This is a genomic window from Streptomyces sp. NPDC127117 (assembly GCF_042677325.1).
Classification (GTDB): Bacteria; Actinomycetota; Actinomycetes; order Streptomycetales; family Streptomycetaceae; genus Streptomyces.
In genome coordinates this window covers 139,686-164,660 of sequence record NZ_JBHXTM010000003.1, presented here as the reverse complement: position 1 = coordinate 164,660, position 24,975 = coordinate 139,686, and the positions used below count along the sequence as shown (strand labels likewise).

Genomic DNA, 24,975 nt, shown 5'->3' with positions numbered 1-24,975 from the left:
CTCCATACTGACCCCGCTACAGGTAGACCAGTAGGTTTCGTTGCCATTCCGTGATGTTCGGGGATGGCGTACGGTCCCCGGAGCGGGACCGATGGAGCGCCGAAAGGGGCCGGGGCGATGGTGCGGGCCAGAAGTACGGAGCGCCGGGCGGAGATCGTCCGGGCCGCGCTCGAAGTGATCGCCGAGCGCGGCTATCGCGGCGCCTCGCTGAGCGCCGTCGCCGAGCGGGTCGGCCTCAGCCAGCAGGGGCTGCTGCACTACTTCCCGACCAAGGAGGCGCTGCTCGTCGCCGTGCTGGAGGAGCGCGACCAGTGGGACACCGGGGGCGGCACCCGGAGCGACGGGGTCTGGCGGATCGAACTGCTGGCCTCGCTGGTGGAGTACAACGCGATGCGGCCCGGCATCGTCCAGACGTTCTCGGCGCTGCTGGGCGAGAGCGTGACGGAGGGGCATCCCGCGCGGGAGTTCTTCACCCGCCGCTACACCCAGGTCCGGGCGAGCATGGCCGCGATACTGCGCGCGGAGTACGGCGAACGGCTGCCGGGCGGGCTGACCCCGGAACGCGCGGCGCCGCTGCTGGTGGCGGTGATGGACGGGCTCCAGTACCAGTGGCTGCTGGACCCGGACTCGGTGGACATGCCCGCGGCGTTCGAGGACTTCCTGGCGCTGTTGCAGCCGACGGAACCAGGCACTCCGAAGAACCCGCAATCATGACATGACCTGCGGCGACGCAGGTAGGAGAACGCTCAATGAGCGCCACCTGCGGGTGATTTCGGGGCGGTCTACGCGCGTTCGGGCACAGGGCACCCTCCGGGGCGCCCCAGGGTTGCCGCATGACTTCCAACCCCACCGGATCCACCTCCGGCCTGGCCTCCCGCCGCACCCTGATCACCGGCGCCACCGCCGGTGCCGCGGCCCTGGCCGTCACCGCCGCCGGGACCGCGCGCGCCGCCGCGCCCGGCGCCGCCGGATCCGCCACCGCCTCCGGTACCGCGCTCGCCCCCGCGGCCACCGGCTCCGACTGGGACACCTGCCTGGCCGTCGCCCGCGCCATCCTCGTACTCGACGAGCAGGACCGGCCGCTGGTCCCCCTCTACCGCGACATCCTGCTGTCCAAGGGCCTGCCGCGCAGCCGCAAGGGCCCCAAGAAGGTGCTGGTCATCGGCGCCGGACCGGCCGGGCTCACCGCCGCCCATCTGCTCCGCGGCGCCGGGCACACCGTCACCGTCATCGAGGCCAACGGCAACCGCGTCGGCGGCCGGATCAAGACCTTCCGCAAGGGCGGCCACGAGAACGCCGAGGCGCCGTTCGCGGACCCGAACCAGTACGCCGAGGCCGGCGCGATGCGCATCCCCGACAGTCATCCGCTGGTCACCGGCCTCATGGACAGCTTCGGCCTGAAGCGCCGCCGCTTCTACCTGGTGGACGTCGACGCCCAGGGCCGGCCCGTCAACCACACCTGGATCCACGTCAACGGCGTCCGGATGCGCAAGGCCGACTACGCGCAGAAGCCCCAGGCGATCAACCGCTCGTTCGGGGTTCCCGCAGAGTTCGAGAACAAGACCGCCGCGGCGATCGTGCGGGATGCCTTCAAGCCCGTGCGGCAGGAGTTCGAGGGCAAGGAGGGCCGGGAGCTCGTCGAGGGCTGGGCCCGGGTGATCCAGAAGTACGGGCACTGGTCGATGTTCCGCTTCCTGACCGAGGCGGCCAAGCTCGACGAGCGCACCATCGACCTCATCGGCACGGTCGAGAACCTCACGTCCCGCCTCCATCTCGCCTTTGTGCACAGCTTCATCGGCGCCTCCCTGATCAGCCCGGACACCGCGTTCTACGAGCTGCCGGACGGCACGGCCACCCTGGCCGACGCGATGTACAAGCGGGTCAAGGACGTGGTGCGGCTGGATCGCCGGGCCACCAGGATCAGTTACGGCCCCGACGGCGTCGAGGTCGAGACGGTCTCCGAGGGCCGTGACGGAAAGCCGCTGGTGCGTCAGAAGTTCACCGGCGACCGGGCGATCATCACCGTGCCGTTCTCCGGGCTGCGCCACATCCCCGTCACGCCCGCGCTCTCGTACGGCAAGCGGCGCGCGATCACCGAGATCCACTACGACGCGGCGACCAAGGTGCTGCTCGAATTCAGCCGCCGCTGGTGGGAGTTCGAGGAGAAGGACTGGAAGATCGAGCTGGAGAAGGTCAGGCCGGGCCTGTACGACGCCTACCGGCTGGGCAAGGCACCGGCCGACGGTTCGCTGCTCGGCGCGCACCCCTCCGTACCGCCCGGCCACATCACCGCCAACCAGCGGGTGCACTACGCCGCCTCCCGGGCCACCGCCCGCAACCAGCCCGAGGCGGCGCACGTCATCGGCGGCGGATCGGTCACCGACAACGCCAACCGCTTCATCTACCAGCCCTCCCACCCGGTCGAGAACAGCAAGGGCGGTGTCCTCCTCGCCTCGTACAGCTGGGCCGACGACGCCCTGAAGTGGGACTCGCTGGACGACGACGAGCGCTACCCGCACACGCTCGGCGGGGTGCAGGACGTGTACGGGCAGCGCATCGAGGTGTTCTACACGGGGGCCGGGGCCACCCAGTCATGGATGCGCGACCAGTACGCGTACGGCGAGGCCTCGGTGCTGCTGCCGGGCCAGCACACCGAACTCCTCGCCGATGTGCGGTCGGCCGAGGGGCCGCTGCACTTCGCCGGCGACCACACCTCGGTCAAGCCGGCCTGGATCGAGGGGGCGCTGGAGTCGGCGGTCAGGTCGGCGCTGGAGGTGCACAGCAGCTGACCCGGGCCCGGCGGGCGTCGCTCAGCGGGCCAGGCCCAGGGTGACGCCCAGTCCGACGAGCACGGATCCGATGCCTCGGTTGAGGGCCTTCTGCCACCTCAGCATCGAGGTGCGCAGCCGCGAGTTCGAGAAGAACAGCGCGACCAGGGCGAACCAGCCGAAGTGGGCGGCGGACATGAACAGTCCGTAACCGGCCTGCTGCCACAGACCGGTGTCGGGCCCGACGACCTGGGTGAAGGTCGACACGACGAAAAGCGTGGTCTTGGGGTTCAGCGCGTTGGTGAGGAAGCCGGTGCGCAGGGCCCCGAGCCGCGTCAGCTGCGGCTTGGACTCCAGATCGACGTCGAGGTCACCGCGGGCGAAGAAGGTCCGCAGGCCGATGTAGACGAGATAGCCCGCGCCGACCAGCTTGATCGCGGTGAACAGTGCGGTCGACGAGGCGATCAGCAGCCCGACGCCGAGCATCGTGTACGTGACGTGGACGAGGACGCCGGCGGCGACCCCGGCGGCGGCCATGAGCCCCGTCGTACGGCCGTAGAGGTAGCTGTTGCGGATGACCATCGCGAAGTCCGCACCCGGGCTGATGACGGCGAGGACGGTGATGACGGCGACGGCGATGAGCTCGGTCATGGGCGGATGTTCTCCTCAGTCCTTGTCGAGGGTGTACGGGGTCGGGGCGTCGTCCTCGTCCTCGTCCTCGTCGGGCGCGACCAGCTCGCGCGCCAGCAGGGTCGCTCCGGCGACGGCACCCGGCATCAGGAACACGGCGACGAACGGGACCAGGAAGGCGAGCCCCAGCGGTACGCCGAAGCCGAGGGTCAGCAGCCGCCGGCCGCGCAGCAGCGCGAGCCGGTCGCGCAGCACCATGCCGCGGCGCTGGAGCGCGACGGCGGTGAGCTCCTCGGCGAGGAAGTAGCCGGTGACGCAGAAGCCGAGCACGGGGACGACGGTCTGACCGACCACCGGGATGAATCCGAGGGCGAAGAGCAGCACCGAGTAGAGCCCCACCCGCACCAGGATGCGGACGCTGTCGCGGGCGGAGATCCACAGCTCCCGCCAGAGCGGCAGCCCCGACTCGGGGACCTCACCGCCCTCGGCGCGGTCGACCTGCTCGGAGAGCGACTCGTAGAAGGGCTGGCCGACCAGCAGGGTCACGGCGGTGAACGTGATCACCGCGAGGAAGAGTCCGAAGCCGAAGACCAGCACGGTCAGGGTGTTGCGGAGCAGCCCGAGCCAGGGCGAGGACCAGTCGTCGGCGAACGGGGTCGCCCAGTCGACGAGGTCGTCCGCGCCGTAGCCGAGACCGACCAGGGCACCCGCGTACAGCACGAGTGTGATGAGTCCGGGCAGCAGCCCGAAGCCGAACCAGCGCCCGTGCCGGCCGACCCAGCGCTGTCCCTTTATCAAGTAGCCGAAGCCCGCCCCTAGATCACGCATGGCGTCAGCGTACTGGGGCGAAGGGGGCCCTTGACCTGGGAGTTGGGACGGGGCGGGGCCCGTCGGACGGTTTGTCCCCAATGGTCGGGCGGCCGTTGCCGCGAGTGGCGACGGCGAAGGGCCGCACCCCGTTCGGGAGTGCGGCCCTCCACCTGGTGCGGAGGCCGGTCAGGCGACCGACAGCTCGACCTTGATGTTTCCGCGAGTGGCGTTCGAGTACGGGCACACCTGGTGGGCCTTCTCGACGAGCGACTGCGCGGTGGCGGTGTCGACGTTCGGGATGGTGGCGCTGATCGCCACCTCCAGGCCGAAGCCGCCCTCGGCCGTCTTGCCGATGGAGACCTCGGCGGTCACCGTGGAGCCGGTGATGTCCGCCTTCTCCTGGCGGGCCACCACGCCGAGCGCGCCCTGGAAGCAGGCGCTGTAGCCGGCCGCGAAAAGCTGCTCCGGGTTGGTACCGGCGCCGCTTCCGCCCAGAGCCTTGGGCGGGTTGACGATGACGTCGAGGTTGCCGTCGTCGGACGAGACGCGGCCGTCACGGCCGTTCTCGGCGGTGGCGACGGCGGTGTAGGCAACGGTTATGTCCTGAATGGTCATGCTGAGGATTCCTCCTGCTGTGCGCCGCGACTCGCGCCCACGATCGCGACGGCCTGTGGATGAGCCTAACGGGTGTGCCGGGACGGCTGTCACGTACGTCAGGCGAGGGAGACGATCATCTTTCCGGTGTTCTCGCCGCGCAGCAGACCGAGGAAGGCGTCGAAGCCGTTCTCGATGCCCTCGACGAAGGTCTCGTTGTACTTCAGCTCGCCCGAGGCCAGCCAGCCGGCGACCTCCTGGACGAACTGCGGCTGGAGGTCGGCGTGGTCGCCGACGAGCATGCCCTGGATGCGCAGCCGCTTGCCGATGACGAGGGCGAGGTTGCGCGGGCCGGGGGTCGGCTCGGTCGCGTTGTACTGGGCGATCATTCCGCAGACGGTGACGCGGCCGTGCAGGTTGAGCGAGGAGATCGCCGCTTCGAGGTGCTCGCCGCCGACGTTGTCGAAGTAGACGTCGATGCCGTCGGGGGCGGCCTCGCGCAGCTGATCGGCGACCGGGCCGTTCTTGTAGTTGAAGGCGGCGTCGAAGCCGTACTCCTCGACGAGGAGCTTGACCTTCTCGTCGGAGCCGGCCGAGCCGATGACCCGCGAGGCGCCCTTGATCCTGGCCATCTGGCCGACCTGGCTGCCGACCGCGCCGGCCGCGCCGGAGACGAAGACGGCGTCGCCCGGCTTGAAGGAGGCGACGTCGAAGAGGCCCGCGTAGGCGGTGAGCCCGGTCATGCCGAGCACGCCGAGGTAGGCGGAGAGCGGGGCGAGCGAGGGGTCGACCTTCACGGCGTGCTTGGCCGGGACGTCGGCGTACTCGCGCCAGCCGAGACCGTGCAGGACGTGGTCGCCGACCGCGAAGCCGTCGGCGTTCGAGGCGATGACCTCGCCGACCGCTCCGCCGTCCATGGGGTGGTCGAGCTTGAAGGGCGGGGTGTACGACTTCACGTCGTTCATCCGGCCCCGCATGTAGGGGTCGACCGAGAAGTGCAGGTTGCGGACGAGGACACGGCCCTCGCCGGGAGCGGCGACCGGGACCTCACGCAGCGCGAAGTCCTCGGCCTTCGGCCAGCCGTGGGGGCGGGCGACGAGGTGCCATTCACGGCCGGACGTGGGAAGTGCTGCTGACATGGGCTCGGGTTCTCCTCGAAGTCCTACGCGGTGGGGGAAGCTCCGGCCGGGGCGGTCGGGGCGGTACCGGAGAAGCGAAATACTTCATATGGTGAAACAACCATGCTCCTGAATATTTCATGTTGTCAAGCAACCGGCTATCCTGGGTGTCATGGCCACCACCCGTACAGACCCTCTGACCCTCGAAGTCGTCGAACTCATCGGCACCGTCGTGGCGCGCTACTACGAGGAGTACGACGAGGCCGCGGCGGCCCATTCGCTCACCGGTGCTCAGGCGCGGGTGCTCGGGCTGCTCTCGCTGGAGCCGATGCCCATGCGCAGGATCGCCCAGAAGCTGAAGTGCGAGCCGTCGAACGTCACCGGCATCGTCGACCGGCTGGAGACCCGCGGCCTGGTGGAGCGCAGGCCGGACCCGGCAGACCGGCGGGTGAAGCTGGCCGCTCCCACGGAGCTGGGCGCCCGGACGGCGCAGCAGCTGCGCGATTCGCTCACCTTCGCCCGGGAGCCGCTGGCCGAGCTGTCGGACGGGGACCGGGCGGTGCTGCGGGACCTGCTGCGCCGGATGCTGGGCGAGCCGGGGCCGTCCGGCAGCCGGGAACCCGGTGTGGAACCGTTGACACCATGACCGCGCCCTTCGGCCCCCGTGAGTTCCAGCTGGTCCTGCTGCGCCGGATGGCCGACCATCAGCCCGGCCTCGTCGAGGACGCCCGGCACGAGCTGAGCGCCACGCTCGCCGAGATGCGCGAGGCCAACCGCCGCTGGCAGGCCATGGTGCGGGCGCCCGGCGGGCGGGGGGCGCTGCGCCGTTACCGTTCGGTGCTCGGCGAGCCCGTGTCGTCCGTCCGTCGCACCATCGGCGACCTGGAGTGCGACGCGCTGCGGTGGCCGACGGTGCTGTGGCCGGACCTGTGGTTCGAGGTGATGGTCGCGCCGGGCGGCGCGGTGTGGAACGAGTGGCTGGTCCGGGCGCCGGGAGCGCCGGGCCCCGAGCTGCGTACGGTCGAGGATCTGCGCCCCTGGTCGGGCACGGTCGACGAGGTCGCGCGGGCCTTCGCGCCGGCCCGCCCGATGGAGGGCGGTGCGCCGGCCCGGTGGGCGCTCGCGATCACCGCGCCGGGCACGGGCGAGCCGTACGTCGCCGAGTTCACCTGGGGGCTCCTCCAGCGGCTGCTGCCGGGCTGATCTCCGCGTACCGCGCGATTCTGTCGGCCCGTCAGCACGGTCCCCCCGACGGCTCATCCCAGCGCGCGCCACGACTCCGAACGGCGCACGATTGCGGGAGAGAACCGGCTGCCGCCGGTGCCACCGTCCGCGCTCTCGGGAGACCTGCCGTGACCGTCAGTCTTGAGCAGTTGCGCCGCTGCCACGTCGCCGTCGACCTCGGGGCCGCCCGGACCCGGGTGTACGTCAAGGGCCTCGGGCTCGTCGTCGACGAGCCGAGCGTCGCCGCGGTGAACACCCGTACCGGGTCGCTCATCGCCGTCGGCGCGCTCGCCGAACAGATGACGGGCCGCACCCCCGACTACATCCGGGTGGCCCGCCCGGTCACCGGCGGGACCGTCGTCGACATCGAGATGGCCCAGCGCATGCTCCGCCATCTGCTCGGCGAGAAGCTCCGCCGGCAGCTGCGCCGCAAGCCGCGGCTGCGGGCCGCCGCCTGCACCCCGCACGACAGCGATCCGCTCGCCCAGCGGGCCGCCGTGGAGACGATGGTCGGAATCGGTGCACGGCGGGTCGAGCTGGTCGACACCCTGATCGCGGCGGCCGTCGGCTGCGGACTGCCGGTCGAGCAGCCGACCGCCACCATGATCATGGTGTGCGGGGCGGCGACCACCCAGATCGCGGTGCTCTCGCTCGGTTCGATCGTCAGCGCCGTACGCATCCCGGTGGGCGGCGACGCCATCGACCACGCGGTGATCCAGCATCTGCGGCAGCACCATGCGCTGATGCTGCCGAGCCAGTCCGTACGCCCGTTGCAGCTGGCGCTCAGCGGCAGCGGCCTCACCGCGAAGGGGCCCGCCACCACCGAGATCCACGGCCGTGACGTGGCGACCGGTCTGGCCCGCTCGGTGCATGTGGACACCGCCGCCGTGCGGGAGGCCATCCACGCCCCGCTCACCGCGGTGCTGGACGGGCTCGGCAAGATCCTTCGCGACTGCCCGCCCGATCTGGTGGCCGACCTCGCGGACTGCGGAATCATGATGGTCGGCGGCAGCGCGCTGCTGCCCGGACTCGACCAGATGCTGCGGGAGGCGACGGGCGTGCCGGTGCACATCGCGGAGCGGCCGGACGTCTGCGCGGTGCTGGGGCTCGGCGCCATGCTGGACGGGAAGATCGAGCCGCTGGTCCTCGACCCGCTGGCCTGCTGAGCACCGCGGGCATGCGGCGCACGACCGACGAGGCGGCGGACGCGGGACCGTGCGGAGCGGCTCCGGCCCCGGCCCCGGAGAAACCGGCGCTGTCGATGCTTCTGGAAGCGGTGCTGAGCATCGGTTCCGATCTCGAACTGCGGACCATGCTCCAGCAGATCGTGGACACCGCGACGGCCCTGACCGGGGCCCGGTACGGCGCGCTCGGCGTGCTCGACCCGGAGCGCGGCACCACCGTCGAGCGGTACACCTCGGGGCCCGACGAGACCGGGTGGCAGCGGACCGGCCGGTTCCCGGGGATGCCCGGCGCCCTCGCCGACGAACCGGAGCCGTTGCGCCGCGACGACCCGACCGCCGGCCCGCGGGCAGGCGGTCTGCCGCCAGGCCATCCGTCGGCACGGTCCTTCCTCGGCACGCCGATCCGGGTACACGGCCAGGTCTTCGGCAACCTCAGCCTCGCGGAGAAGCGAACCGGCGGGTTCACCGACTCGGACACGGCGGTGCTCGGCGCGCTGGCCTCGCAGGCCGGGATCGCGATCGCCAACGCCCGGCTGTACGCGACGGCCCGGCAGCGGGAGCGCTGGATCGAGGGGGCGGCCGCCGTCACCACCGCGCTGCTGACCGGCGGGAGCGCGGCCGACGCGCTGATGACCGTCGCCGAACGGGCCAGGGCGCTCGCCGACGCCTGTGCCGGGGTCATCCTCCAGCCGAACGAGGAGGGCGGGATGGAGATCGTCACCGCGTCCACGCTCGACGACCCGGCCGGGATCGTCGGTACGGCCATCGCGCCCGGCTCCGAGGTGCTGGTCCAACTGCTGGGCGGGGAACCGGTGTTCATCGAGGACTCGGCGACCGATCCGCGGATGACGACGCATGTGCGTTCGCGCTTCGGCCCCAGCATGATGCTGCCGCTCCAGAGCGGCGGGCGGCTGATCGGCACCCTCGCCCTGCCCCGGCGGCGCGGCGACCGCCCGTACACGGCCGTGGACCGGCTGCTGGCCACCCAGTTCGCCTCGCAGGCCGCGCTGGCGCTGGTCCTGGCGGACGCCGGGCACGACCGGGAGCAGCTCGCGGTGTACGAGGACCGGGACCGGATCGCCCGCGATCTGCACGACCTCGTGGTCCAGCGGCTGTTCGCGACCGAGATGATGCTGGAGTCGACCCGACGCAGGGCCGCCGCCCCGGACACCGACGAGCTGCTCGGCAGGGCCGTGGACGAGCTGGACTCCACGATTCAGGAGGTGCGGACGGCGATCTTCGCCCTCCAGCAGCCGCCCGCCGAGGCCCCCGCCACCTTCCGCGGCCGGGTGCTGCGGGAGACCGCGGGCGCCGCCGCCGTACTCGGCTTCCAGCCGTCGGTGCACTTCACCGGGGCGGTGGACGCGCTGGTCCGGGAGCCCGTGGACCGGCAGCTGCTCGCCGCGCTGCGGGGCGCGCTCGCGTCCGCGCACCGGCGGGCCGGGGTGTCGGCGATCGAGGTGGCGGTGGACGCGACGGCCGTGCTGCCGGACGGACGGGCGGCGGTCCGGCTGACGGTCGCCGACGACGGGCGCGACGAGGACGGCTCGCGCTCGCCGGCCGTCACCTGGCAGGCGCCGCTCTGAGCGCGACCCGGGTGTTGGAGTGGGCGACCCCGGCCTCCCGCTTCAGTCTGCGCAGCAGCCCGTCCAGGGCCGCGGTGTCGGCGACGGTGGCCCGTACGAGATAGTCGTGGCCGCCGGTCACATGGACCACCTCGGTGATGCCGGGCAGGGCGAGCACCGCCCGCTCGAACACCTCGTTGGTCGTGTCGATGCGCAGCGTCACATCGATGAAGACGACGAGACCGGTACGGGTGTCGGCGGCCGGGTCGATGATCACGGTGAAGCCGCGGATGACACCGTCGCGGCGCAGTCTGCGCACCCGGTCGGCCGCCGCGTTGGCGCTGAGCCCGACCCGTACGCCCAGATCGCGGTACGAGATCCGGGCATCCTCCTGGAGGATGCCGAGGATTTCTCTGTCCAGCCGGTCCATACTGCGATTGTCGCAGCTTTGTCCGGTTCGTGACTGTGCAAGTCGCGTCCGGCCGTACCCCGCCCCCGTACCCGATCCGCCGGCCGCGGGTGACCCGCATGGCGCATTCCGGCAGGCTCGCGGCCCTCTCCCGCCCTTGACTGAAGGGGTGGATACAGCCGTCAAACAGTCTTCCGCCCCGGTCGACGCGCCGTCCGCGGCCGCCTATCGCAACCTCGCGATGGCCACGATCGGCTTCGGGCTCACCTTCTGGGCCTGGAATCTGATCGCGCCGCTGTCCGGGGACTACAAGGAACGGCTGGGGCTGACCTCGTTCGAGCAGTCGCTGCTGGTGGCGGTGCCGGTGCTGGTCGGTTCGCTGGGCCGGATCCCGGCGGGCGCGCTCACCGACAAGTACGGCGCACGACTGATGTTCCCGCTGGTCTCGGCGCTCACCATCGTGCCCGTGCTGCTGCTGATCCCGGCGCGGGACTCCTACGGCGCGATGCTCGCCGTGGGCTTTCTGCTGGGCCTGGGCGGCACCACGTTCGCGATCGGCATCCCGCTGGTCAACTCGTGGTTCCCGCCCGCCGAGCGGGGCCTCGCGCTCGGGATCTTCGGCATGGGCATGGGCGGTGTCGCGCTGTCCGGGTACTTCACCCCGAGGATCGCCGGGCACGGCGAGAACCTGCCGTACCTGGTGGTCGCGGCGGCCCTCGTGGTGTACGCGGCGCTGGCCGCGGTGCTGGTCAGCGACCGGCCGGGCCGCCCGGTGCCGACCGACTCGCTCGCCCACCGGCTGGCCGGCGCCGGACGGCTGCGGGTCACCTGGGAGCTGTCCGCGCTGTACGCGATCGGGTTCGGCGGAATCGTCGCGTTCGGTGTCTACCTCCCCACGTATCTGAAGACCTGGTACGGCCTGTCGCCCACCGACGCCGGCACGAAGGCCGCCGGGTTCGCCCTGGTCACGGTCGTCTTCCGGCCGATCGGCGGCTGGCTCTCGGACCGCGTCCACCCCGCTGTGGTCACGGCGGGGGCGCTCGGGCTGGCCGCCCTGATGGCGATCGTCCAGGCCTTCGACCCGCCGCTGGCGCCGGGCGGCACGATCGCGCTGCTCTGCATGGCGGCGGGTCTGGGCACCGCGAGCGGCAGCGTCTTCGCCCTGGTCTCGCAGGTGACCCCCCAGGCGAAGGTGGGCAGCGTGACCGGGATCGTCGGCGCGATGGGCGGCCTGGGCGGCTTCGTGCCACCGCTGGTGATGGGCGCGATCTACAGCGCGAAGGGCTCGTACTCGATCGGCTTCATGCTGCTGTCGGACCTGGCGCTGGCGGGGTGCGTGTACGCGTACGGCCGCATGCGCGGGCTCAAGCGGGACTAGGGTCTTCCGTCCGGATCAGCCCTTAGGGTGCGGTGGGTGACTCCTCTTCTGTTTGTGCCGGATGACGGTTCGACCCGGGAAGCCACCCGGTTCGGCGAACACACCATGACCTACGACCGGTTGGCCACCGCCTCCGCCGCGCTCGCCGGGCGTCTCGCCGGGGCCGGGCGGGTCGCGGTCTGGGCCACCCCCACCCCCGAGACGGTGGTCGCCGTCGTGGCCGCGCTGCGTGCCGGGGTGCCCGCGGTTCCGCTCAACCCGAAGACGGGGACGCGCGAACTCGCCCACATCGTGGCCGACAGCGAACCGACCGCGGTGCTGGCCGGGGCGGGCGACACGCTCCCGCCGGTACTGGAGGCACTGGACCGCATCGACGTCGACACGGCCGGTGAGGGCGCCCGCCCCACGCTCCCCGAGCCCTCCCCCGAGTCCCCCGCGCTGATCGTCTACACCTCCGGCACCACCGGCCCGCCCAAGGGCGCGATCCTGCCCCGGCGGGCGATCGCCGCCTCGCTCGACGCGCTGGAGGACGCCTGGCAGTGGACCGGTGACGACGTGCTCGTCCACGCCCTGCCGCTGTTCCATGTGCACGGCCTGATCCTGGGCGTGCTGGGGCCGCTGCGCCGGGGCGGCTCGGTGCGGCACCTGGGCAGGTTCTCCACCGACGGGGTGGCCCGGGAGCTGTCGTCCGGCGGCACCATGCTCTTCGGCGTTCCGACGATGTACCACCGGCTGGCCGAGGCCCTCGACGGCCCCGGGGCGGACGGGCTGGCGAAGGCGCTGGCCGGCGCCCGGCTGCTGGTGTCCGGGTCGGCCGCGCTGCCGGTGCACGACCACGAACGGATCGCGGCCGCCACCGGCCGCCGGGTCATCGAGCGGTACGGCATGACGGAGACCCTGATGAACACGGGCGTCCGGGCCGACGGCGAGCCGCGGCCCGGAACGGTCGGCGCACCCCTGCGCGGCGTGGAGCTCCGCCTGGTCGAGGAGGACGGCACCGTCCTGCCCGGGGACGGCACCGGCCCCGACACCATCGGCGAGATCCAGGTGCGCGGCCCGAACCTCTTCACCGGCTATCTGAACCGCCCCGACGCCACGGCCGCCGCACTCACCGAGGACGGCTGGTTCCGCACCGGGGACATGGCCACCCGGGACGCCGACGGCTACGTACGGATCGTCGGGCGCAAGGCCACCGACCTGATCAAGAGCGGCGGTTACAAGATCGGCGCCGGGGAGATCGAGAACGCGCTGCTGGACCACCCCGGCGTCCGCGAGGCCGCCGTCACCGGCGAACCGGACCCGGACCTGGGCGAGCGGATCGTCGCCTGGGTGGTGCCGGCCGACCCGGCGGCGCCGCCGTCCGAGCAGGCGCTCGCGGACCATGTGGCCGCCCAGCTGTCCCCGCACAAGCGCCCGCGCACAGTGCGCTACCTGGACGCGCTGCCCCGCAACGACCTCGGCAAGATCATGAAGCGGTCGCTCCATGGCTGACCGGCCGGGCGCGAGAGCGGCGATCGCCGCCGTCACCACCGAGTTCGAGGAGTTCGCGGACACCACCGCGCCCGGTCCGGACGGCGCCGGGGACGGGCCCCTCTCCTGGGTCGGGTACGCGGACTCCCGGGCCCGCGCCGCCGCCCGGACCGGCGAGGACGAGTCCGTCGTGTACGGCCTCGCCTCGGTCGGCGGCCGGCCGTGTGTGCTGGTCTCCTTCGAGTTCGGCTTCCTGGGCGGTTCGCTGGGGCAGCGCACCGGGGACCGGCTGGAGGCCGCGTACGAGGCCGCCCGGGTACGGGCACTGCCGCTGGTCTCGCTCATCGCGACGGGCGGCAGCCGGATGCAGGAGGGCATGGTCGCCCTGACCCAGCTCCAGCGGGTGGCCCGTGCCTCGGCCCGGCTGCGGGCGGCGGGCCCCGCCCAGCTCGCCGTCCTGCGCGACCCGACGACGGGCGGCGGCTGGGCCACGCTGGGGGCGGGCGCCGATGTGATCCTGGCGCTGCCGGGCGCCCAGGTCGGGTTCGCCGGTTCCCGGGTGCGACCGCCGGACGCGGATCCCCACGCGTACAGCGCCGAGGGGCAGCTGGCCGCGGGCCAGATCGACGCGGTCGTCCCGCCGGACGAGCTCCCGAGGACGGTGGCCCACTGGCTGCGGGCGCTCCGGGGCACGGACTCCCCGGCGGTCCCCGCCCCTGTGCCCCACGCCCTGTCCACCACCGGCCTCCCGGTGACCGGCTGGGACGCGGTGAGGCAGGCCCGCTCGCCGGCCAGGCCGCGCGCCGAGGCGTATCTGGACGCGTATTTCGACCACCGGCTCCCGCTCGCCGGCGACCGCTGCGGGGGTACGGACCCGGGGCTGCTCTGCGGCTTCGGGTGGCGCGACGGCCGCTCGATCGCGTACGTGGCCCAGTGCGGCACCGCGACCCGCCCGGCCGGTTACCGCACGGCGGCGCGGGCGGTCCGGCTGGCCGACCGGCTCGGCGTCCCCGTGCTCACCCTGATCGACACCCCCGGCGCGGCCAACGACGCGGCGGCGGAGCGGGCGGGCGCGGGCGCCGCCATCGCCGACGCCTTCGCGGCAATGGCGGAGGCCAGAGTTCCGCTCACCACCCTGGTGATCGGCGAGGGCGGCTCGGGCGGCGCGCTGGCGCTGGCGGCGCCGGGGAACACCCATGTCACCCGGGACAGTTACTTCTCGGTCATCGCCCCGGAGCTGGCGGCGGCAATCCTCAAGCGCACCCCGGACGAGGTGCTCGCCACGGCCGACCAGCTGCGGCTGCGCCCCCAGGACCTGGTGGAACTGGGCTTCGCCCGCTCGGTGGTGGGGCCGCCCGGGGAGTGAGGCGCGGGCGAGGCCGTCACGGCTGCGGATCCTTGGCGTCGTACCGGGCGAACCCCCGCCACCGCAGCCCCAGCAGGGCCACCGCGACGACACAGGCGATCCCGCCCCCGGTCACCGCCAGGCCGGGCGAGGCCAGGTCGGCGACCGATCCCGCCACGAAGTCGCCGAGCCTCGGTCCGCCCGCCACGACGACGATGAACACGCCCTGGAGCCGTCCGCGCATCTCGTCCGGCACGGCCGCCTGGAGCATGGTGTTGCGGAAGACCATCGAGGTGGTGTCCGCGCATCCGGCGAGCGCCAGGAAGATCAGCCCGAGCCAGAGCTGCCGGGTCAGGCCGAAGACCGCGATGGCGGTGCCCCAGCAGGCGACGGCGAGCAGCACGGCGAGTCCGTGGCGCCGGACGCGTCCCAGCCATCCGGAGAACACCCCGCCGAGCAGGGCCCCGAAGGCCGGGGCGGCGACCAGCAGTCCGGTGGTCTTCGCGTCGCCGCCGTACCAGAGGACGGCGACGACGGGGAAGAGTGCCCGGGGGTGGGCCAGCACCATGGCGCACAGATCGGTGAAGAAGGTCATCCGGAGATTGGGCCTGGTCCCCAGGAAGCGCAGCCCGTCCGCGACGGACGCCCGCTTGTCCCCCGCGCCCTCCTCCCGCTCCGGCAGCATGGCGGGCAGCCGCCACATCGCGTAGAGCGAGGCGGTGAAGGTGACGGCGTCGACGGTGTACGCGGCCCGGTAGCCCCACCAGCCGACGACGAGCCCGCCGAGCATCGGCCCGACCAGCGTTCCGGTGGTGCTGGTCATGGAGGTGAGGGCGTTGGCGGCGGGCAGCTGCTCGGCCGGCAGCAGCCGGGCGATCATCGAGCTGCGGGCCGGTGAGTTGACCGCGAAGCAGGCCGCCTGGAGGCCGACGATCGCGTACAGCAGCCCGACCTGCTCCACGCCCGCGACGGCTATGACGACCAGGGCGACGGAGAGCACGAACGACCCGGCGGAGCTGGCCAGGCCGAGCTTCCGCCGGTCGATGGTGTCGGCGACGGCACCGCCGTACAGCCCGAAGACGACCAGCGGCAGGAACGAGCAGAACCCGATGAGCCCGACCGAGAAGGCCGATCCGGTGATGTCGTAGACCTGGAGCGACACGGCGAGCGCCGTCATCCCCTGCCCGACCCAGGAGACCGTGTTCCCGAACCAGAGCCGCCGGTAGTCCGGGGAGGTCCGCAGTGGCGTGAGGTCGGCGAGTATTCGGGTGCGGGGGGCGGGTTCTTCGGCCGTTTCGGTCACAGCGGATGGTAACCACCGGCTCTCTCCGGTGGTCCGGTCACCGCCGGGAACCGGCCGTCCCGGTGGTGCCGTTCGGGCTCCGTGCCGCCGGCCGGCTACCTCCAGTGGATTCCTGACGGCCGGGCAGACTTGTACACGGCTCCGTTGTGCGGCCGGGAGCGGCGTTCGAAGAGCGTGGCGTACAGGCCGCTCCGGCCGAGAAGTTGGGTATGTGTGCCGGACTCCACCAGCCGCCCCTCGTCCAGTACGAGGATGCGGTCGGCGTCCGCGGCCAGCGCCAGGTCGTGGGTGATCACGATGGTGGTACGGCCGCGGGCCAGCCGTCGCAGGGGCTCCAGGATGCGTTCCGCGGCCAGCCGGTCCAGTCCGGTGGTGGGCTCGTCGAGGAGGAGCACGGGAGCGTCGCGCAGCATGGCGCGGGCAATGGCGATGCGCTGCAACTGGCCGCCGGAGAGCCGGGAGGTGCCGGTGGATATGACGGTGTCATATCCCTCCGGCAGGGCTTCGATGAACGCGTGGGCGTCGGCCGCCCGCGCGGCCGTCTCGACATCGTCGTGGCTCGCGTCGGGGCGTCCGCAGCCGATGTTCTCCTCGATGGTGTCGTGCAGGACGAGGGTGTCCTGCGGCAGCAGCGTGATGTTCCGGCGCAGGTACGTCAGTGGCATCCGGTCCACGGAGACGCCGTCCAGCAGGACGGTGCCGGTCTCCGGGTCGTAGAACCTCAGCAGCAACGCCGCCAGCGTCGACTTGCCCGCACCGCTGGGGCCGGTGATGACCAGCAGTTCCCCGGGACTTGCGGTGAACGACAGGTCCCGGAGCACCATCTCGCTGCTTCCGGGGTAGTGGAAGAACACCTGACGCGCCTCCACCTCCCCGAGCGCCCGGCTGCGCTCCGGCACCGGTACCGAGTCGCCCGGGTCGGTGACGGAGGGCTCGGCGTCGAGGATCTCCAGCAGTCGTTCGGCGCCCGCGGTCGCGGCGGTGGCCGTCAGACCGAGCTGGCCCAGCGAACGGATCGGCGGGTAGAGGTAGCCGATGAAGGCGGCGAAGGCCAGCAGCTGTCCGAGGGTCATCCGGCCCGCCGAGATCTCCCACGCGCCCAGGCCGATGATCGTGAGGACGCACAACGTTTCGAGGACCTCGATGAACTGCTCGTAGAACTCGGTGAGGCGGACCGCCTTCACCGCGGTCCGCAACCGGAGCCGAGCCTTGCCGCTGAGCCGGTCCTCCTCGTCCTGCTGCCTGTTGTACGCCTGGGTCATGACGACGTTGACCAGGGTCTCCTCGACCACGGCGGTGATGGCGCCGTCCGCCGCGCGGCCGCGCCGGGACACCGCGCGCAGGGGCTTGGCGAACCCGCGGGTGACGACCAGCAGGATCGGGACCATGACGAAGGTGGCCAGCGCCAGATCCCAGCGCAGCAACAGGGCCGCGCCGGCGTAGAAGACGGTGCCGAACACCGCCGACGCCGCCCCGACGATGCCGGAGACCACGAGCGCCTCGATGGCCTCCACGTCGCCCGTCAGCCGCTCCACCAGGTCGCCGCGGCGATTGCGCTGGAAGAAGTGCGGCGGGAGCGTCTGGAGGTGGCCGAAGACGCGGGCCCGCAGCCGGAGCACGAAGCGTTCGGCGGTCCAGACCGCGAGCGAACTGCCCAGGTACCCCACCACGGCACCGGCCACCGCCACGGCGAGCCACTGGCCGGCGGGCTTCCAGAAGGCGCTGACGTCGCCGCTCTGCAGGGCGGTGTCGGTGAGTTTGGCGAACAGCAGGACAGTGATGGTCTCGGCGAGGGCGGCCAGGACGGCGCACAGGAAGATGACGATGAGCCAGCGCCGGTCGCCTCCGGTCAACGGCCAGAAGCGCCGGAAGGACGCCAGGATGCTGATGGGGTCGGTACGGATCGGAACATCCGTCACCGGGTCCTCGGGCGGCTCTTCAGTACGGTCGGAACGCTTGAGCGAGCTGTGAAAGCGCATGGGCGTCACATCGCAGAGGTGCTCGGGCTAAGGATCTGGCCATGGGAACAGGCCCCTCAAACAACGAGGCGGACCCGCGCGGTGCGCGAGCCTGCCTCGAATCGGGATCAGGGGTCGGGAGGTGAACGGTGTCAGCGACCCCAGCGACCGCCCCGGCCGTAGCCGTAGCCGCCATAGCCGCCGTAACCGCCATAGCCGCCGCGTCCGCCGTATCCACCGCGTCCGCCGTAACCGCCGCGTCCGCCGTATCCACCGCGTCCGCCGTAACCGCCGCGGCCTCCATAGCCGCCGCCGCCACCGTGTCCGCCGTCCCTGTGGTCGAAGATGCTACGTACCTTCATCTTCGCCTCCTCTGGAGGATTTCGCTGTGCCGCTCCTTGCTCTTGCTGCGGCACTTTCGACACTACGTCCGACCCCTGCGGCCAACAAGTCGTAGAAGCCGTAATCAACGATTAAAGATGACGAAATACCCTAATCCTTCGGAGCGTTGTCACAAGTGACTCTCCGGACACCTTCGGGAGGGCCGTGGGAGGTGCACGCTTCTCGACGCCATGGCGGCCACCGCCGGGTCGTGCGCAACCGGGGCCGCCCGTACGGACACTGACGCGCCGACGTACTGACGCTTCGATGCGGAACGGGCAGAACCGGCCGGACTTCACCGGCACGACCCGCCGGGCCGCAGCGTGGCCACTTGATCGCGCGACGGGGCTATGGTGAGGGCCCCCACGGAAGGAATCCGTGAGGGCCCTGCTGCCTACGTATACGCAGGTCATAACGTTTCTGCCGGAACATCGGCAGTGGGGCGGGTGGGACTCGAACCCACGGCCGACGGATTATGAGTCCGCTGCTCTAACCGGCTGAGCTACCGCCCCTTTTCGGCGTGGCGCGTACAAGTGTGCGCGCCGTCTGCCGCAGCATAGCCGGTCATACGATCTCTCGCTCCGGATGGTCGGCTTCGCATGACCATGAAGACCTCACCGTCGGCTGTCCGGTTCCGGATGGAGCGAAGTACACGCGAAAGAGTCACTTGCACCTCACACGCATCACGGTGACGACCGCCGGCGGGCACACGAAAAAGGACCCCTCGGGGTCCTCTTCCGTTCCGCTCCCCCGACTGGACTCGAACCAGTAACCCTCCGGTTAACAGCCGAATGCTCTGCCAATTGAGCTACAGGGGATCGCGCTCCCCCGACTGGACTCGAACCAGTAACCTGCCGGTTAACAGCCGGCTGCTCTGCCAATTGAGCTACAGGGGATTGCTGCGTGTGCACCGAACCCCACCTACCTGGCTCCTGCCGGGCGGCGCGCGTTCGCTGCGACACATACATTAGCGCAAGCAGGGGGGTGCTTTGCCAATCGGTATCCCCCGGGGTGATCTCAGGTGCCCGCGGGTAGGCGGGCAGCACACGTCGCAGTGAGCGCCGCACCGAGCGTCGCACTGAGCAAGGAAGGGTGGCAGCCATGCGGTACCGGCTCACGTTCATCGCCGGACTGGCCCTCGGATACGTGATCGGGACACGGGCCGGGCGCGAGCGCTACGAGCAGATGAAGAAGTCCGCGCGCCGGTTCGCCGAGAACCCGGCCGTGCGCAATACCGCCGAGTCCGCGGCGCAGAGCGGCCGTGACCTGGCCGGCAAGGCGTACCACGTGGTGAGCGACAAGGTCGGCGAGAAGGTCCCGGCCGGCGTGGCCGACCGGGTGCGCTCGCTGCGGGGCCGCGGCCGGAACGGCGAGGACGACTGGGGCACCAGCAACACCTAGGGCCCTTCGTCCGGATCAGGCCGGGCCGATCCGAACGAAGGGCCCTGCGGGGCCGACCCGGCCGCTGCCGCTCCACCGGTACGGAAAAGGCCCGGCGGTGCGGCAGAATCTTGGGCATGGGGATAGTCGCCGGCTTGGACAGTTCTTCCGCCTTCACACACATCGTCGTCTGCGATACGGACACGGGCGCAGTGCTGCGCCGGGGGTTCGCCGCGCACCCCGTCGAGGCGAAGGCCACCGAGGTCGATCCGCAGGCATGGCTGCTCTCGCTCGGCGAGGCCGCCGGCGGCGGACTGCTCGAAGGGGTGCAGGCCATCGGCGTCTCCGCCCAGCAGCACGGCCTGGTGCCCCTGGACCACCAGGGCAATCTCGTGCGCCCGGCGCTGCTCGGCAACGACAAGCGGGCGCAGGCCGCCGCGGCCGATCTGGTCGACGGGCTCGGCGGGCGGCAGCCCTGGGCCGAGGCCGTCGGGGCGGTGCCGCAGGCCGCGCAGCCGGTGGCGAAGCTGCGCTGGCTGGCGCGGACCGAGCCGGAGGCGGCCCAGCGGGTGGCCGCGGTGCTCCAGCCGCACGACTGGCTGGTGTGGCAGTTGCTGGGGCGTCCGGCCCGGCGGACCACCGACCGGGGTGCCGCGTCCGGCACCGGGTACTGGTCGGCGGGCAGCGGTTCCTACCGGCCCGACCTGGTGGAGCTGGCGCTCGGGCACCAGGCGGCGCTGCCCGAGGTGCTCGGCCCCTCCGACGCGGCCGGGACGACGCCCGAGGGGCTGCTGATCTCCGCGGGGACCGGCGAGACGATGGCCGCGGCGTTCGGGCTCGGGGTCGGGGTCGGCGACGCGGTGGTCTCGCTGGGTGCGTCGGGCTCGGTCATGGCGGTGCATCACGAGGCGCTGTCCGATCCGGACGGCATGATCACTTCGTTCGCGGACGCGACCGGAATGCATCTGCCGGTGGTGTACACGTCCAACGCGGTGCGGGCGCTGCGCGGGACCGCCGAGATGCTCGGCGTGGAGGGCCTGGAGGAGCTCTCCGCGCTGGCGCTGAAGTCCACGCCGGGGGCGTCCGGGCTGGTGCTGCTGCCGTACCTGGAGGGCGAGCGGACGCCGCGGCTGCCGCACGCCGCGGGGACGCTCTGCGGGCTGCGGCGCGAGTCGATGAAGCCGGAGCACCTGGCGCGGGCGGCGTTCGAGGGGATGCTGTGCTCGCTGGCCGACGCGCTCGATGTGCTGCGCGGCCGGGGTGTCGAGGTGCGCCGGGTGTTCCTGCTGGGGGCGGCGGCCGAACTGCCCGCCGTACAGGGGCTGGCGCCCGCGATCTTCGGCACGCAGGTGGTCGTGCCACAGCCCGCCGAGTACGCGGCGCTGGGCGCGGCCCGACAGGCGGCCTGGGCGCTGGCGGTCTCCCGGGGGACCGGCGATCCGCTCACTCCCCCGGCCTGGCAGGGTGCCGCGGCGCAGGTGCTGGAGCCGGGCGAGGAGTCGGCCGTCGGGCGGGCGGTGCGCCAGCAGTACACGGCGACGCGGGACCAGATCCACCCGGAGGCGTTCGACTCCGCGCACTGAGCCGTCCGCCTGTGCGAACGGGCCGAGTACACGGAGCGACGTGAACCCTTCCACTTGTGTACTCGGTCTGTTTTTTGACCTGGTCTTGAGTAAAAACGCTCGCAGTCACGGCCGCCGGTGCCGGAAAATGGGTCGATCCCTGCCTTCCGCCGACTCCGAGAGACACGCGTGCTCATAAAACTCCTGCGGGCCTATCTCGGTCCGTACAGAAAACCCATCCTGCTGCTGGTCCTCCTCCAACTGCTGCAGACCTGCGCCAGCCTCTATCTGCCGACCCTGAACGCCGACATCATCGACAACGGTGTCGTCCAGGGGGACACGGGCTACATCCTCGAATTCGGCGGCATCATGATCGCCGTCAGCATCGCCCAGGTGGTCTGCAACATGGGGGCCGTCCACATCGGCGCCCGTACCGCGTCCGCCCTCGGCCGCGATGTCCGGGCGTCGATCTTCGACCGGGTGCAGTCGTTCTCGGCGCGTGAGGTCGGGCGCTTCGGGGCGCCCTCGCTGATCACCCGTACGACCAATGACGTCCAGCAGGTCCAGATGCTGGTGCTGATGACGTTCACGCTGATGGTGTCGGCCCCGATCATGTGCGTCGGCGGCATCATCATGGCGCTCGGCCAGGATGTCCCGCTGTCCGCGGTGCTGCTCGCGGTGGTGCCGGTGCTCGGCATCGCGGTGAGCCTGATCGTGAAGCGGATGCGCCCGCTGTTCCGCACGATGCAGGAGCGGGTCGACACGGTGAACCGGGTGCTGCGCGAGCAGATCACCGGGAACCGCGTCATCCGCGCCTTCGTCCGGGACGGCTACGAGGAGCAGCGGTTCCGCGGCTCCAACACCGAGCTGACGGACGTGGCGCTGTCCACGGGCCGGCTGATGGCTCTGATGTTCCCCACCGTGATGACGGTCGTGAACGTCTCCTCGATCGCGGTGATCTGGTTCGGTGCCCACCGCATCGACAGCGGCGGCATGGAGATCGGGGCGCTGACCGCGTTCCTCGCCTATCTGATGCAGATCGTCATGTCGGTGATGATGGCCACCTTCATGTTCATGATGGTGCCGCGCGCGGAGGTCTGCGCCGAGCGCATCCAGGAGGTCCTGGAGACCGAGTCCAGCGTGGTCCCGCCCGTCAAGCCGGTCCGTGAGCTGCGCGCCCACGGTCATCTGGAGGTGCGCGGCGCGGACTTCCGCTACCCGGGCGCCGAGGAGCCGGTGCTGCGGTCGGTGGATCTGGTGGCCCGCCCCGGCGAGACCACCGCGATCATCGGGTCGACGGGCAGCGGGAAGTCGACGCTGCTCGGTCTCGTACCGCGGCTGTTCGACGTGACGGACGGCCAGGTGCTGGTCGACGGCACGGATGTGCGGACCCTGGAGCCGGCGCTGCTGGCGAGGACCGTGGGTCTCGTTCCGCAGAAGCCGTATCTGTTCTCCGGGACGGTCGCGACCAATCTGCGGTACGGAAACCCGGACGCGACCGACGAGGAGCTGTGGCACGCGCTGGAGGTCGCGCAGGCCAAGGAGTTCGTCGCGGCGCTGGAGCACGGTCTGAACGCGCCGATCTCGCAGGGCGGCACCAATGTGTCGGGCGGGCAGCGGCAGCGTCTGGCCATCGCCAGGACGCTGGTGCAGCGCCCGGAGATCTATCTCTTCGACGACTCGTTCTCCGCGCTCGACTACGCCACCGACGCCGCGCTGCGCGGGGCGCTCTCGCAGGAGACGGCCGAGGCGACCGTGGTGATCGTGGCGCAGCGGGTGTCCACCATCCGCGACGCGGACCGGATCCTGGTGCTGGACGAGGGCCGGGTCGTCGGCTCCGGCACCCATCACGAGCTGATGGACGGCAATGAAACGTACCGGGAGATCGTGCTCTCCCAGCTGACGGAAGCGGAGGCCGCGTAATGGCCGGGCCTGGCGGACGCATGATGGCGGGCGGGGCGCCGACCGACCGGTCCATGGACTTCAAGGGGTCCTCGAAGCGGCTGCTGAAGCGCTTCGCGACGGAGAAGACCTCGCTGTACGTGATGCTGCTGGCCTGTGCGCTCAGCGTCGGCCTGTCGGTGATCGGGCCGAAGATCCTCGGCCGGGCGACCGACCTGGTCTTCGCCGGGGTGGTCGGCCGGAAGATGCCTGCGGGGACGACCAAGGAGCAGGCCGTCGAGGGCCTGCGCAACAGCAACAGCGGCCTGGCCGACATGCTCGCCAAGGTGGACTTCGTCCCCGGTCACGGCATCGACTTCGGTGCGGTGGGCGACGTACTGCTGCTGGCGCTGGCGGTCTATGTCGGCGCCGGTCTGCTGATGCTGGTGTCGACCCGGCTCTCGATCCGGATCATCAACCGGGTCGTGTTCCAGCTGCGCGAGGACATCCAGACGAAGCTGTCGCGGCTGCCGCTGTCGTACTTCGACCGGGCCAAGCGCGGCGAGGTGCTCAGCCGGGCGACCAACGACATCGACAACATCTCGCAGACGATGCAGCAGACGATGGGCCAGCTCATCAACTCGCTGCTCACCATCGTCGGCGTGCTGATCATCATGTTCTGGGTCTCGCCGCTGCTGGCGCTGGTCGCGCTGGTGACGGTGCCGCTCTCGGCGGTCGTGGCCACGAAGGTCGGCAAGCGTTCTCAGCCGCAGTTCGTGCAGCAGTGGAAGGTGACGGGCAAGCTCAACGCCCACATCGAGGAGATGTACACCGGGCACACCCTGGTGAAGGTCTTCGGCCGGCAGGAGGAGTCCGCGCGGGACTTCGCCGAGCAGAACGAGGCGCTGTACGAGGCCGGGTTCAGGGCGCAGTTCAACAGCGGGATCATGCAGCCGCTGATGATGTTCGTCTCCAACCTGAACTATGTGCTGATCGCCGTCGTGGGTGGTCTGCGGGTCGCCTCCGGCGCGCTGTCGATCGGTGATGTGCAGGCGTTCATCCAGTACTCGCGGCAGTTCTCGATGCCGCTGACCCAGGTCGCCTCGATGGCGAACCTGGTGCAGTCGGGCGTCGCCTCGGCCGAGCGGATCTTCGAGCTGCTGGACGCCGAGGAGCAGGGCGCCGACCCCGCGCCCGGCGAGCGGCAGCGCCCGAAGGAGCTGCGGGGCAGCGTATCGCTGGAGAAGGTGTCGTTCCGTTACGACCCGGAGAAGCCTCTCATCGAGGACCTTTCGCTGAACGTCGAGCCGGGTCACACGGTCGCGATCGTCGGCCCGACCGGGGCCGGCAAGACCACGCTGGTCAATCTGCTGATGCGGTTCTACGAGGTGACGGGCGGCCGGATCACGCTGGACGGGGTCGACGTGACGAAGATGTCCCGTGACGACCTGCGGCAGGGCATCGGCATGGTCCTCCAGGACACCTGGCTGTTCGGCGGCTCGATCGCGGACAACATCGCGTACGGGGCGTCGCGCGAGGTCACCCGCGAGGAGATCGAGGAGGCGGCGAAGGCGGCCCACGCCGACCGGTTCATCCGCACCCTGCCGGACGGTTACGACACGGTGATCGACGACGAGGGCTCCGGTGTCAGCGCGGGCGAGAAGCAGCTGATCACCATCGCGCGGGCGTTCCTGTCCGACCCGGTGATCCTGGTGCTCGACGAGGCGACGAGCTCCGTCGACACCCGTACCGAGGTGCTGATCCAGAAGGCGATGGCGCGGCTGGCCCACGGCCGTACGAGCTTTGTGATCGCGCACCGGCTCTCCACCATCCGGGACGCCGACGTCATCCTGGTGATGGAGAACGGCTCGATCGTCGAACAGGGCACCCACGAGGAGCTGTTGGCCGCCGAGGGCGCCTATGCCCGGCTGTATTCGGCGCAGTTCGCCCAGGCGGTCGCCGAAGTCGACTAGGAGCACTGCCCGTTCGCATGCGAGGGCCCGTGCCGCCGGCCG

Annotated in this window: 21 protein-coding genes and 3 tRNA genes; 13 read left to right on the top strand and 11 right to left on the bottom strand. The window is 71.3% G+C overall.

The window, feature by feature from the left end:
* Positions 1-117 precede the first annotated feature (117 nt).
* Together ACFVH0_RS04235 and ACFVH0_RS04230 are read left to right on the top strand one after the other, a co-directional pair.
* Positions 118-714 carry a TetR/AcrR family transcriptional regulator gene (locus ACFVH0_RS04235; RefSeq protein ID WP_385817922.1) on the top strand — a complete coding sequence of 199 codons (597 nt, stop codon included), beginning with the start codon at positions 118-120 and terminating at the stop codon, positions 712-714.
* A gap of 119 nt (positions 715-833) precedes the next feature.
* Complete coding sequence (locus tag ACFVH0_RS04230; protein WP_385817921.1) at positions 834-2,789, top strand: flavin monoamine oxidase family protein; 1,956 nt, start codon at positions 834-836, stop codon at positions 2,787-2,789.
* A gap of 21 nt (positions 2,790-2,810) precedes the next feature.
* On the opposite strand, the gene ACFVH0_RS04225 is transcribed toward ACFVH0_RS04230, so the two are convergent.
* The 4 genes from ACFVH0_RS04225 to ACFVH0_RS04210 form a co-directional block, all read right to left on the bottom strand.
* A complete protein-coding gene (locus ACFVH0_RS04225) occupies positions 2,811-3,419 on the bottom strand; it encodes a LysE family translocator (protein WP_385817920.1) in 609 nt (202 codons plus the stop codon).
* A gap of 15 nt (positions 3,420-3,434) precedes the next feature.
* Entirely contained in the window at positions 3,435-4,226 is a 792-nt protein-coding gene (locus tag ACFVH0_RS04220) for an EI24 domain-containing protein (RefSeq protein ID WP_385817919.1), read from the bottom strand.
* A gap of 168 nt (positions 4,227-4,394) precedes the next feature.
* Complete coding sequence (locus ACFVH0_RS04215) at positions 4,395-4,823, bottom strand: organic hydroperoxide resistance protein (protein ID WP_385817918.1); 429 nt, start codon at positions 4,821-4,823, stop codon at positions 4,395-4,397.
* Positions 4,824-4,921: 98 nt separating this feature from the next.
* A complete protein-coding gene (locus tag ACFVH0_RS04210; protein ID WP_385817917.1) occupies positions 4,922-5,941 on the bottom strand; it encodes an NADP-dependent oxidoreductase in 1,020 nt (339 codons plus the stop codon).
* Positions 5,942-6,092: 151 nt separating this feature from the next.
* Between ACFVH0_RS04210 and ACFVH0_RS04205 the strand changes: the two genes are divergently transcribed.
* The 4 genes from ACFVH0_RS04205 (at position 6,093) to ACFVH0_RS04190 (ending at position 9,914) form a co-directional block, all read left to right on the top strand.
* Positions 6,093-6,566, top strand: coding sequence for a MarR family winged helix-turn-helix transcriptional regulator (locus ACFVH0_RS04205; RefSeq protein ID WP_385817916.1), 474 nt, complete (start codon positions 6,093-6,095; stop codon positions 6,564-6,566).
* A complete protein-coding gene (locus tag ACFVH0_RS04200; protein WP_385817915.1) occupies positions 6,563-7,123 on the top strand; it encodes a hypothetical protein in 561 nt (186 codons plus the stop codon). The genes ACFVH0_RS04205 and ACFVH0_RS04200 overlap by 4 nt, the downstream gene beginning before the upstream one ends.
* Before the next feature lie 149 nt (positions 7,124-7,272).
* Positions 7,273-8,310 carry a rod shape-determining protein gene (locus tag ACFVH0_RS04195; protein ID WP_385817914.1) on the top strand — a complete coding sequence of 346 codons (1,038 nt, stop codon included), beginning with the start codon at positions 7,273-7,275 and terminating at the stop codon, positions 8,308-8,310.
* Between the two features lie 11 nt (positions 8,311-8,321).
* Complete coding sequence (locus tag ACFVH0_RS04190) at positions 8,322-9,914, top strand: GAF domain-containing protein (protein WP_385817913.1); 1,593 nt, start codon at positions 8,322-8,324, stop codon at positions 9,912-9,914.
* Here ACFVH0_RS04190 and ACFVH0_RS04185 read toward each other — a convergent pair.
* Positions 9,892-10,323, bottom strand: coding sequence for an Lrp/AsnC family transcriptional regulator (locus tag ACFVH0_RS04185; protein WP_124717831.1), 432 nt, complete (start codon positions 10,321-10,323; stop codon positions 9,892-9,894). The genes ACFVH0_RS04190 and ACFVH0_RS04185 overlap by 23 nt on opposite strands.
* 148 nt (positions 10,324-10,471) lie before the next feature.
* On the opposite strand from ACFVH0_RS04185, the gene ACFVH0_RS04180 reads away from it, so the two are divergent.
* Genes ACFVH0_RS04180 through ACFVH0_RS04170 form a run of 3 tightly spaced genes read left to right on the top strand, consistent with a single transcriptional unit; the run spans position 10,472 to position 14,516 of the window.
* Positions 10,472-11,680 (top strand): nitrate/nitrite transporter, encoded by a 1,209-nt coding sequence (locus tag ACFVH0_RS04180; protein WP_385817912.1) that lies wholly within the window; start codon positions 10,472-10,474, stop codon positions 11,678-11,680.
* Positions 11,681-11,716: 36 nt separating this feature from the next.
* A complete protein-coding gene (locus ACFVH0_RS04175; RefSeq protein ID WP_385817910.1) occupies positions 11,717-13,171 on the top strand; it encodes an acyl-CoA synthetase in 1,455 nt (484 codons plus the stop codon).
* Positions 13,164-14,516 (top strand): carboxyl transferase domain-containing protein, encoded by a 1,353-nt coding sequence (locus ACFVH0_RS04170; RefSeq protein WP_385817909.1) that lies wholly within the window; start codon positions 13,164-13,166, stop codon positions 14,514-14,516. Before ACFVH0_RS04175 ends, ACFVH0_RS04170 begins: the two co-directional genes overlap by 8 nt.
* Before the next feature lie 16 nt (positions 14,517-14,532).
* On the opposite strand, the gene ACFVH0_RS04165 is transcribed toward ACFVH0_RS04170, so the two are convergent.
* The 6 genes from ACFVH0_RS04165 to ACFVH0_RS04140 all read right to left on the bottom strand — a co-directional run bounded on the left by ACFVH0_RS04165 (position 14,533) and on the right by ACFVH0_RS04140 (position 19,033).
* A complete protein-coding gene (locus tag ACFVH0_RS04165; protein WP_385817908.1) occupies positions 14,533-15,798 on the bottom strand; it encodes an MFS transporter in 1,266 nt (421 codons plus the stop codon).
* A gap of 95 nt (positions 15,799-15,893) precedes the next feature.
* On the bottom strand, positions 15,894-17,777 hold the full coding sequence (locus tag ACFVH0_RS04160) for an ABC transporter ATP-binding protein (RefSeq protein ID WP_385817907.1): 1,884 nt from the start codon (positions 17,775-17,777) through the stop codon (positions 15,894-15,896).
* Positions 17,778-17,908: 131 nt separating this feature from the next.
* The gene (locus ACFVH0_RS04155) at positions 17,909-18,118 is read right to left on the bottom strand and encodes a hypothetical protein (RefSeq protein WP_385817906.1); all 210 of its coding nucleotides are present in this window, start codon (positions 18,116-18,118) and stop codon (positions 17,909-17,911) included.
* 457 nt (positions 18,119-18,575) lie between these two features.
* Positions 18,576-18,649 (bottom strand) — tRNA-Ile (locus ACFVH0_RS04150).
* 233 nt (positions 18,650-18,882) lie between these two features.
* Positions 18,883-18,955, bottom strand: a tRNA-Asn gene (locus tag ACFVH0_RS04145).
* Positions 18,956-18,960: 5 nt separating this feature from the next.
* Positions 18,961-19,033, bottom strand: a tRNA-Asn gene (locus ACFVH0_RS04140).
* A 205-nt stretch (positions 19,034-19,238) separates the two neighbouring features.
* Here ACFVH0_RS04140 and ACFVH0_RS04135 point away from each other — a divergent pair.
* From ACFVH0_RS04135 to ACFVH0_RS04120, 4 genes are all read left to right on the top strand, one after another.
* Positions 19,239-19,538, top strand: a complete 300-nt coding sequence (locus tag ACFVH0_RS04135) for a YtxH domain-containing protein (protein WP_385817905.1) — start codon at positions 19,239-19,241, stop codon at positions 19,536-19,538.
* 116 nt (positions 19,539-19,654) lie between these two features.
* The gene (locus ACFVH0_RS04130) at positions 19,655-21,100 is read left to right on the top strand and encodes an FGGY family carbohydrate kinase (protein ID WP_385817904.1); all 1,446 of its coding nucleotides are present in this window, start codon (positions 19,655-19,657) and stop codon (positions 21,098-21,100) included.
* Positions 21,101-21,268: 168 nt separating this feature from the next.
* Positions 21,269-23,002, top strand: coding sequence for an ABC transporter ATP-binding protein (locus ACFVH0_RS04125; RefSeq protein ID WP_385817903.1), 1,734 nt, complete (start codon positions 21,269-21,271; stop codon positions 23,000-23,002).
* Positions 23,002-24,933, top strand: a complete 1,932-nt coding sequence (locus ACFVH0_RS04120; protein ID WP_385817902.1) for an ABC transporter ATP-binding protein — start codon at positions 23,002-23,004, stop codon at positions 24,931-24,933. Before ACFVH0_RS04125 ends, ACFVH0_RS04120 begins: the two co-directional genes overlap by 1 nt.
* Positions 24,934-24,975: the final 42 nt, after the last annotated feature.

Excerpts from the sequence above, each read along its gene's own strand:
- ACFVH0_RS04205 (WP_385817916.1), top strand. The coding sequence starts at position 6,093 with ATGGCCACCACCCGTACAGACCCTCTGACCCTCGAAGTCGTCGAACTC.
- ACFVH0_RS04210 (WP_385817917.1), bottom strand. The coding sequence starts at position 5,941 with ATGTCAGCAGCACTTCCCACGTCCGGCCGTGAATGGCACCTCGTCGCC.
- ACFVH0_RS04220 (WP_385817919.1), bottom strand. The coding sequence starts at position 4,226 with ATGCGTGATCTAGGGGCGGGCTTCGGCTACTTGATAAAGGGACAGCGC.
- ACFVH0_RS04120 (WP_385817902.1), top strand. The coding sequence starts at position 23,002 with ATGGCCGGGCCTGGCGGACGCATGATGGCGGGCGGGGCGCCGACCGAC.
- ACFVH0_RS04160 (WP_385817907.1), bottom strand. The coding sequence starts at position 17,777 with ATGCGCTTTCACAGCTCGCTCAAGCGTTCCGACCGTACTGAAGAGCCG.
- ACFVH0_RS04135 (WP_385817905.1), top strand. The coding sequence starts at position 19,239 with ATGCGGTACCGGCTCACGTTCATCGCCGGACTGGCCCTCGGATACGTG.
- ACFVH0_RS04185 (WP_124717831.1), bottom strand. The coding sequence starts at position 10,323 with ATGGACCGGCTGGACAGAGAAATCCTCGGCATCCTCCAGGAGGATGCC.
- ACFVH0_RS04230 (WP_385817921.1), top strand. The coding sequence starts at position 834 with ATGACTTCCAACCCCACCGGATCCACCTCCGGCCTGGCCTCCCGCCGC.
- ACFVH0_RS04200 (WP_385817915.1), top strand. The coding sequence starts at position 6,563 with ATGACCGCGCCCTTCGGCCCCCGTGAGTTCCAGCTGGTCCTGCTGCGC.
- ACFVH0_RS04170 (WP_385817909.1), top strand. The coding sequence starts at position 13,164 with ATGGCTGACCGGCCGGGCGCGAGAGCGGCGATCGCCGCCGTCACCACC.
- ACFVH0_RS04215 (WP_385817918.1), bottom strand. The coding sequence starts at position 4,823 with ATGACCATTCAGGACATAACCGTTGCCTACACCGCCGTCGCCACCGCC.
- ACFVH0_RS04190 (WP_385817913.1), top strand. The coding sequence starts at position 8,322 with ATGCGGCGCACGACCGACGAGGCGGCGGACGCGGGACCGTGCGGAGCG.
- ACFVH0_RS04225 (WP_385817920.1), bottom strand. The coding sequence starts at position 3,419 with ATGACCGAGCTCATCGCCGTCGCCGTCATCACCGTCCTCGCCGTCATC.
- ACFVH0_RS04130 (WP_385817904.1), top strand. The coding sequence starts at position 19,655 with ATGGGGATAGTCGCCGGCTTGGACAGTTCTTCCGCCTTCACACACATC.
- ACFVH0_RS04155 (WP_385817906.1), bottom strand. The coding sequence starts at position 18,118 with ATGAAGGTACGTAGCATCTTCGACCACAGGGACGGCGGACACGGTGGC.
- ACFVH0_RS04235 (WP_385817922.1), top strand. The coding sequence starts at position 118 with ATGGTGCGGGCCAGAAGTACGGAGCGCCGGGCGGAGATCGTCCGGGCC.